Consider the following 7,435-nt stretch of genomic DNA (forward strand, 5'->3'; position numbering starts at 1 on the left):
CCCCTGGCCCTGCCGCCCGACGGGCCCGGCGCCGGGGCGCCGTCCGCCGGTGCGGCGGCGTTCGCCCGCGCGGCGGTGCTCGCACGGCCGCCGACGGCGCGGCCTGCGGTGGCGGGGCGGGGCTGGGCGGTGATGGTGTGCTGGTCCTTGTCCGGGTGCGGCGGCGGGCCGGTGGCGATGGTCGCGGCCATCCTCTCACGCCTCCTCGGGGCGCGCGGCCGGCACCCGTCCCGCCGCGCGCGGCCGCCGGACCAGCCCGGCCGCGATCACCAGCGCCAGCAGGGCGATCGCGGCGCTGAAGACCACCCCGCCGGTGCGCAGGTCGGTCGCCCGGACCAGCACGCCGACGCCGATCACCGGCAGCGAGAGCATGGTGAACAGGATCGCGAAGAAGGCGGAGACCGTCTCGCCGCGCTGCTGCGGCGCCACCCCGCCGTTGATGGTGCCCAGCCCGGTGCCGATGGCGGTGCCGGTGGCGAGGCCGTTGACGCAGGCGCCGAGCAGCAGCGGTGCCAGCGTCCCGCCGATCAGCGCCCCGGCGACGAGCCCGGCGGCCAGCACCAGCCCGGCGCAGGCCAGCGGGAGTGCGCGGGCCGGCGGCAGCACGCGCACCAGGAGCTGCCCGACGGCGATGGAGAGGAACGCCAGGGCGACCACGAGTCCGGTCAGCGCGTGGTGGTGCAGATCGAGCACGGTGGCCAGGAACAGCCCGCTGACCGCCGTCAGCACACCGGTGACGGCGAATCCGGCGCCCCCGGCGAGCGCGGCGCGCAGGAAGGCGGGCCGGATCGCGGGCGGGACGTGCAGCGGCTGGAGGCGCAGCCGGAACCGGGAGGCGGCCCGCACCTCGGCGGGCACCGTCTCGGGGACGGCGAGCAGGCCGAGCGCGGCGGCGCCGGTGAGGACGAGGGTCACCGTCCAGGGCAGCCGCAGCGGCGAGCCGGCCCACTCGGCGAGGATCCCGGCGAACAGGGTGCCGCCCGCGAGGCCGCCCATGTTGGCGGCGAGCGCCAGGGTCTGGGCGCGCAGCCGGCGCTCCGGCGGGGCGAGGTCGAGCAGGGCGGCGGTGGCGGCGCCGGTGACCAGGGCGGCGCCGAAGCCGGACAGCACCCGGGCGGCGAGCAGCCAGGGCAGCGAGTCGGCGGCCTCGAAGAGCCCGGCGGCGGCCGCGGCGAGCAGCAGGGCGGTCAGCAGCACGGGCCGGCGGCCGATCTGGTCGGAGAGCCGGCCGAGGGCGAGCAGTCCGGCGACGACGCCGAGCGCGTAGAGGGCGAAGATCACCGTGACGGTGAACGTCGAGAAGCCGAAGGCGTGCTGGTAGAGCGGGTAGAGCGGGGTCGGGACGGTGGTGCCGGCCATGGTGACCCAGAAGGCGAGGGCGACGGCGGCCGGGGCGAGGGGGCCGCCGGGGCGTCGGGGCGGGGCGGAGGGCATGGGTGCTCCTCGGACGGAGGGGGTGTCGGGCGGAAGGTGGACGCAACGTTGCGTCTCGATTCGATGCGGCGACCGTAACACTGGACGCAACGTTGCGTCCAGCTTCATGGACGGCACCCGCTCGCCCCGCCCGCCCGGTCGCCGGCCCCGGCCCGCCGTCGCCCGCCCGCTGCGCCCGCCCGCCGCTCCGTCCGGGCGGCCGGGAGCAGTTGACGACCCCGCAGAGGCCGTCCGACCTCGCACGACCCCTCGGCGGCCCCGAACAATTGTGTTAGGTTAGCCTTGCCTAATGTCGCTGGTCGGAGGGGAATTTCCTGTGCAGCAGTCCGAACTCGCCGGCGCCGTCGCGATCGTCACCGGCGCCGGACAGGGCATCGGCGCGGCCGTCACGCGCGCCCTCGTCGCCGCCGGCGCCGTCGTCGCCGCGGCCGACCGCAACCCCGGTCCGCTCGCGGCGCTCGCGGAGGAGCTGGCAGCCGGCCCGGCCGCGGGCGGTCCCGTCCACCCCTACCCGCTGGACGTCACCGACGCGGCCGCCGTCGAGTCCACCGTCGCCCTGGTCGAGGATCAACTCGGCCCGGTCGGCATCCTGGTGAACGTCGCCGGAATCCTGCGCACCGCACCGGTGGTCGACCTGAGCGACCAGGACTGGGCCGACACCTTCGCCGTCAACACCACCGGGGTCTTCCACACCTCCCGCGCGGTCGGACGGCGGATGGCCGGACGCGGCCACGGCGCCATCGTCACCGTCGGCTCCAACGCCGCCGGCGTGCCGCGCACCGGGATGGCCGCCTACGCGGCCTCCAAGGCGGCGGCCACCATGTTCACCCGCTGTCTCGGCCTGGAACTCGGCCGCTCCGGGGTGCGGTGCAACATCGTCTCGCCCGGCTCCACCGACACTGCGATGCAGCGCGCGCTCTGGCAGGACGACGCCGGGGCCGCCGAACGGCGCGTCATCGACGGCGACCTCGCCGGTTACCGGGTCGGCATCCCGCTCGGCCGGATCGCCCAACCCGCGGACATCGCCGAGGCGGTGGCCTTCCTGGTCTCCGACCGGGCCCGCCACATCACCATGCACGACCTCTACGTGGACGGCGGCGCCACCCTGCGCGCCTGACACCCCGGCAGTCCGGGCACCCCGGACCACCGCGCGGGCCGCACGGCCGGGACGAGCAGCGCCCGGACCCGCCGCCCCACCCGGACCAGCCGGGACCGCAGCCCCACCCGGGACCGCACCCCCACCGGGGAGCGCGCCCCGGACCACACCACCCGCCGGCCGCCGCGACGAGCGAAGCCCGGCGACCACTCGCAGACTGGGAGAATCCAGGTGACCACGGTGCACCACGCCCCCGCCGGGACGGACCACACCGTCATCGGCGCGGCCAGCGGGCTGCTGGGCCAGTATCGGGCCGCGCCCGACGAGGCGTTCTTCGCCTCCCCGACCCGCACGCTGCTCGCCGAGGGCGTGCACGCCCGGGTCCCCCAGGACGGGCGCCCGCTGGCCGAGCGGGTCGCCGGCACCCTCGACCGGGCCCGCCGCGACGGCGTCGAACACCCGCTGGTGGTGGGCGCGGTGGCGTTCGACCACGACAGCCGCGCCGAACTCGCCGTCCCCGCCCGGCTGCGCAGCTGCGGCGCGCTGCGCGACGACCCGCTGATCGCGCTGCCCGCCCCGGCCGCCGACCGGATCGACTGGACCGTGCGCCCGGTGCCCGCCCCCGAGGCGTACGGCGCCGGCGTCGCCGAGGCCGTGCACCGGCTCCAGGGCGGCGAGTTGAGCAAGGTGGTGCTCGCCCGCACCCTGGAACTGCACGCCGACCGCCCGCTCGACCTGCCCGCGATCCTCCAGCGCCTCGCCCGCCGCGACCCCGGCGGCTACACCTTCGGCGTCCCGGCCGGCGGCGGCCGCACCCTGATCGGCGCCAGCCCCGAACTGCTGCTCTCGCGCCGGGGCACCGCCGTCACCGCCAACCCGCTGGCCGGCTCGGTGCCGCGCAGCGCCGACCTCGGCGAGGACGTCCGGCGCGCCGCCGCGCTCCTGGAGTCCCCCAAGGACCTGCACGAGCACGCCTTCGTGGTGGACGCCATCCGCGCCGCGCTCGCCCCCTACTGCCGCACCCTGGACGTGCCGGAGCGGCCCACCCTGGTGCGCACCGCCGCGATGTGGCACCTGGCCACCACCATCACCGCCGAACTGGCCGACCCGGCGGTCTCCGCCCTGGAGCTGGCCGTCGCGCTGCACCCCACCCCGGCGGTCTGCGGCAGCCCGACGCCGCTCGCCCGCGAGGCGATACGCGAGATCGAGCCCTTCGACCGGGGCCTGTACGCCGGCATGGTCGGCTGGGGCGACGCGGACGGCGACGGCGAGTGGGTGGTCACCCTGCGCTGCGCCGAGGCCGACGAGCGGAGCCTGCGGGTGTTCGCCGGCGCCGGCGTGGTGGCCGAGTCCCGGCCGGAGGCCGAACTCGCCGAGACCAGCGCCAAGTTCCGTACCTTCCTGGACGCCGCGGGAGTGCCGCGGTGAACGACCTGAACACCCCGGGGGCCCACGTGACCGCACCGCTCGACCTCGACCCGATGGAGCAGGTGCTCGCCGGATTCACGCCGTACCCGGCGGAGTTCGCCGAGCGCTACCGGGCCGCCGGCCACTGGCGCGGCGAGACCTTCGGCTCGATGCTGCGCGAGCGCGCCGCCGCCCACCCGGAGCGGATCGCGATCACCGACCCGTCCGGCGGCGACGGCGAGGACCCCACCCGGCACTGGACGTACGCCGAACTCGACCACCGGGCCGACCGGATGGCCGCCGGGCTGCGCGCCCTCGGCATCGGCCGCGGCGACCGCGTGGTGGTCCAGCTGCCCAACACCGCCGAGTTCTTCGAGGTGGTCTTCGGGCTGTTCCGGATCGGCGCGCTGCCGGTCTTCGCGCTGCCCGCGCACCGCTACACCGAGATCTCCTACTTCTGCTCCTTCACCGGCGCCGTCGGCTACGTCGTCCCGGCCGTCGAGGGCGGCTTCGACCACCGCGAACTCGCCGGCCGGGTGAAGGCGGAGACGCCGTCGCTGCGGCACGTCCTGGTGGCGGGCGGCGACCCGGGCGAGCACACCCCGCTGGCCGCCGTCCCGGTGGACCCGGCCGGCGCCGAGTGGCCCGAGCCGCAGCCGGGGGACGTCGCGTTCCTCCAGCTGTCCGGCGGCAGCACCGGGGTGCCCAAGCTGATCCCGCGCACCCACGACGACTACATCCACTCGCTGCGCGGCTCGGTCGAGATCTGCGGCCAGGACGAGCGCAGCGTCTACCTCGTGGTGCTGCCCGCCGCGCACAACTTCCCGCTCAGCTCGCCGGGTTCGCTCGGCACCCTGTACGCGGGCGGCCGGGTGGTGCTCTGCCCGCAGCCCAGCCCGGAGACGGCGTTCCCGCTGATCGAGCGCGAGGGCGTGACCATCACCGGCCTGGTGCCGCCGCTGGCGCTGCTCTGGCTGGAGGCCGCCGAGCGGCGCCGGGAGGCCGGCGGGCCCACCGGGCTGGAGAGCCTGGAGGTGCTGCTGGTCGGCGGCGCCAAGTTCAGCGAGGAGGCCGCCCGGCGGGTGCGCCCGGTGCTGGGCTGCACCCTCCAGCAAGTGTTCGGGATGGCCGAGGGCCTGGTCAACTACACCCGGCTGGACGACCCGGAGGAGGTCGTCGTGACCACCCAGGGCCGGCCGATCTCCCCGGACGACGAGGTGCGGGTGGTCGACGACCAGGACGACGACCTGCCCGACGGCGCCACCGGCCACCTGCTCACCCGCGGCCCGTACACCATCCGCGGCTACTGGAACGCGCCCGGCCACAACGCCGCCTCCTTCACCGCGGACGGCTTCTACCGCACCGGCGACCTGGTCCGCCGCACCGCGACCGGCCACCTGGTGGTCGAGGGCCGGGCCAAGGACCAGATCAACCGGGGCGGCGAGAAGGTCGCCGCCGAGGAGATCGAGAACCATCTGCTGGCCCACCCGGCCGTGCACGACGCGGCCGTGGTCTCGATGCCCGACCCGTACCTCGGCGAGCGCACCTGCGCCTACGTGGTGCTGCGCGAGGAGCGCCGCGCGCGGCCGCCGAAGTCCGTCGAGCTCAAGCGCTTCGTGCGCGGGCGCGGGCTGGCCGACTTCAAGGTGCCGGACCGGGTCGAGTTCCTCGACGCCTTCCCGGCCACCGGCATCGGCAAGGTGAGCAAGAAGGACCTCCGCGCGGCCATCGCCGCCACCCTCGACGCCCCCTGACCCTCCCCGCCCCTCCTGCCCCACCCCGACACACCCCGACACACCCAGACACAGCTAAGGAAGCACCGCCGTGGGCCTGCCCCGCATCCCCTCCTACCTGATGCCCGCCGCCGCCGACCTGCCGGCCAACCGGGTCGACTGGACGGTCGACCCGTCCCGGGCCGTGCTGCTGGTGCACGACCTGCAGAACCACTTCCTGAACGCCTTCGACACGACGGCCCCGCCGGTCACCGAGCTGTTCGCCAACATCAACCGGCTGCGCGCCTGGGCCGCCGAGCACGGCGTGCCCGTCGTCTACTCGGCGCAGCCCGGCGGCCAGACCCCCGAACAGCGGGGCCTGCAGCAGGACTTCTGGGGCCCGGGCATCCCGGACGACCCGCGGGCGGCGGCCGTCGCCGACGCCGTCGCCCCGGCCGAGGGCGACCGGCTGCTCACCAAGTGGAAGTACAGCGCCTTCGTCCGCACCGACCTGGAGGAGCTGCTGCGCGAGCAGGGCCGCGACGAGCTGGTGATCACCGGCGTGTACGCCCACATCGGCGTGCAGGCCACCGCCTGCGACGCCTGGATGCGCGACGTGCGGGCCTTCGTGGTGGCCGACGCGGTCGCCGACTTCGGCGCGGACGAGCACCGCGCCGCGCTCACCTGGGTGGCCGGGCGCTGCGGCGTGGTCACCGCCACCGATGCCGTACTGGAAGGGAAGTGACGGGCATGGCCTTCACCGTGGAGCGGATCCGGGCCGAGGTCGCCGACCTGCTCGGCGAGGACCCGGCGGACATCCCGCTGGACGAGAACCTGGCGGACTGGGGCCTGGACTCGGTGCGGCTGATGGCGCTGGCCGAGCGCTGGCGGGCCGAGGGCGCCGAGGTGGCCTTCCTGCAGCTGGCCGAGCGCCCGGCCGTCGAGGCCTGGGCCGAGCTGCTCGGCGCGTCCTGATGGAGCCCGGCACGGGGGCGGGCAGGCCCGTCGGCGCCCGCCGGTGGCCCGCCACCACGGCGATCGGTCCCTTCGAGGCGCAGGCGGCCCGCACGCCGCACGCCCCGGCGCTGCTGCCGGCCGGCGCAGCGGCGGTGAGCTACGGCGAGCTGAACGCCGCCGCGAACCGGACGGCGCGCTGCCTGGCGGACCGCGGCGCCCGCCCCGGTACGGTCGTCGGCCTGGCGCTCACCCGCCCGGCCGACCTCGTACCGGCGCTGCTGGCGGTGGCCAAGTCGGGGGCGGCGTACCTGCCGCTGGACCCGGACGACGCGCCGGGGCGGCTGGCCTGGCTGCTGGCGGACGCGGCGCCGGTCTGCGTGCTGGGGGAGGGGGTGCCGGCCGCGGAACGCCCGGCCGCCGAGGAGCTGGCCGGCCGGGCGGTCACCGACCCGCCGCGGGCGCTCACCCCGCAGCACCCGCTCTGCCGGGCGTACGGCCCGGGCGGGCGGCCGGCGGGGGTGTGGACGACGCACGCCGAGGTGGACCGCCGGGTGCGCGAGCTGCAGGCCGCGTACGGGCTGGGCGCGGGTGACCGGGTGCTGCAACTGGGGCTTCCGCTGTGGGAGTTCCTGTGGCCGCTGCGGACCGGGGCGGCGCTGGTGCTGGCCGACCCGGACCGGCCGGGCGAGGTGGGGGAGCTGGTCCGCGAGGCCGGGGTGACGGCCCTGCGCGCCGCGCCCTCGGTGCTCGGCGAGCTGGTGCCCGAGCCGGGCCCGGTGCACCTCGCCCCACAGCGCGGCTGACGGCCGACCGGGCTCCGGGCGGCGGG

Annotated in this window: 8 protein-coding genes; 6 read left to right on the top strand and 2 right to left on the bottom strand. The window is 76.7% G+C overall.

The window, feature by feature from the left end; genetic code table 11:
- Window positions 1-191: hypothetical protein (locus tag ACFXAM_RS36640; RefSeq protein ID WP_380298013.1), on the bottom strand; the 191-nt coding region annotated here is incomplete at its 3' end.
- Window positions 192-195: 4 nt separating this feature from the next.
- Window positions 196-1,434, bottom strand: a complete 1,239-nt coding sequence (locus tag ACFXAM_RS36645; RefSeq protein ID WP_380298015.1) for an MFS transporter — start codon at window positions 1,432-1,434, stop codon at window positions 196-198.
- Window positions 1,435-1,723: 289 nt separating this feature from the next.
- On the opposite strand from ACFXAM_RS36645, the gene ACFXAM_RS36650 reads away from it, so the two are divergent.
- The 6 genes from ACFXAM_RS36650 to ACFXAM_RS36675 all read left to right on the top strand — a co-directional run bounded on the left by ACFXAM_RS36650 (window position 1,724) and on the right by ACFXAM_RS36675 (window position 7,409).
- Entirely contained in the window at window positions 1,724-2,551 is an 828-nt protein-coding gene (locus tag ACFXAM_RS36650; protein ID WP_380298017.1) for a 2,3-dihydro-2,3-dihydroxybenzoate dehydrogenase, read from the top strand.
- 204 nt (window positions 2,552-2,755) lie between these two features.
- Window positions 2,756-3,958 carry an isochorismate synthase DhbC gene (gene dhbC / locus ACFXAM_RS36655; protein ID WP_380298023.1) on the top strand — a complete coding sequence of 401 codons (1,203 nt, stop codon included), beginning with the start codon at window positions 2,756-2,758 and terminating at the stop codon, window positions 3,956-3,958.
- A gap of 53 nt (window positions 3,959-4,011) precedes the next feature.
- A complete protein-coding gene (locus ACFXAM_RS36660) occupies window positions 4,012-5,691 on the top strand; it encodes a (2,3-dihydroxybenzoyl)adenylate synthase (RefSeq protein ID WP_380298025.1) in 1,680 nt (559 codons plus the stop codon).
- A 70-nt stretch (window positions 5,692-5,761) separates the two neighbouring features.
- Window positions 5,762-6,394, top strand: coding sequence for an isochorismatase family protein (locus tag ACFXAM_RS36665; protein ID WP_380298019.1), 633 nt, complete (start codon window positions 5,762-5,764; stop codon window positions 6,392-6,394).
- 5 nt (window positions 6,395-6,399) lie between these two features.
- Window positions 6,400-6,624, top strand: coding sequence for a phosphopantetheine-binding protein (locus tag ACFXAM_RS36670; protein WP_030391815.1), 225 nt, complete (start codon window positions 6,400-6,402; stop codon window positions 6,622-6,624).
- On the top strand, window positions 6,624-7,409 hold the full coding sequence (locus tag ACFXAM_RS36675; protein WP_380298021.1) for an AMP-binding protein: 786 nt from the start codon (window positions 6,624-6,626) through the stop codon (window positions 7,407-7,409). Before ACFXAM_RS36670 ends, ACFXAM_RS36675 begins: the two co-directional genes overlap by 1 nt.
- Window positions 7,410-7,435: the final 26 nt, after the last annotated feature.

Origin of the sequence: Kitasatospora sp. NPDC059462, from assembly GCF_042749955.1 — a bacterium.
Taxonomy (GTDB): Bacteria; Actinomycetota; Actinomycetes; order Streptomycetales; family Streptomycetaceae; genus Kitasatospora.

Excerpts from the sequence above, each read along its gene's own strand:
- ACFXAM_RS36645 (WP_380298015.1), bottom strand. The coding sequence starts at position 1,434 with ATGCCCTCCGCCCCGCCCCGACGCCCCGGCGGCCCCCTCGCCCCGGCC.
- ACFXAM_RS36650 (WP_380298017.1), top strand. The coding sequence starts at position 1,724 with ATGTCGCTGGTCGGAGGGGAATTTCCTGTGCAGCAGTCCGAACTCGCC.
- ACFXAM_RS36660 (WP_380298025.1), top strand. The coding sequence starts at position 4,012 with ATGGAGCAGGTGCTCGCCGGATTCACGCCGTACCCGGCGGAGTTCGCC.
- ACFXAM_RS36670 (WP_030391815.1), top strand. The coding sequence starts at position 6,400 with ATGGCCTTCACCGTGGAGCGGATCCGGGCCGAGGTCGCCGACCTGCTC.
- ACFXAM_RS36675 (WP_380298021.1), top strand. The coding sequence starts at position 6,624 with ATGGAGCCCGGCACGGGGGCGGGCAGGCCCGTCGGCGCCCGCCGGTGG.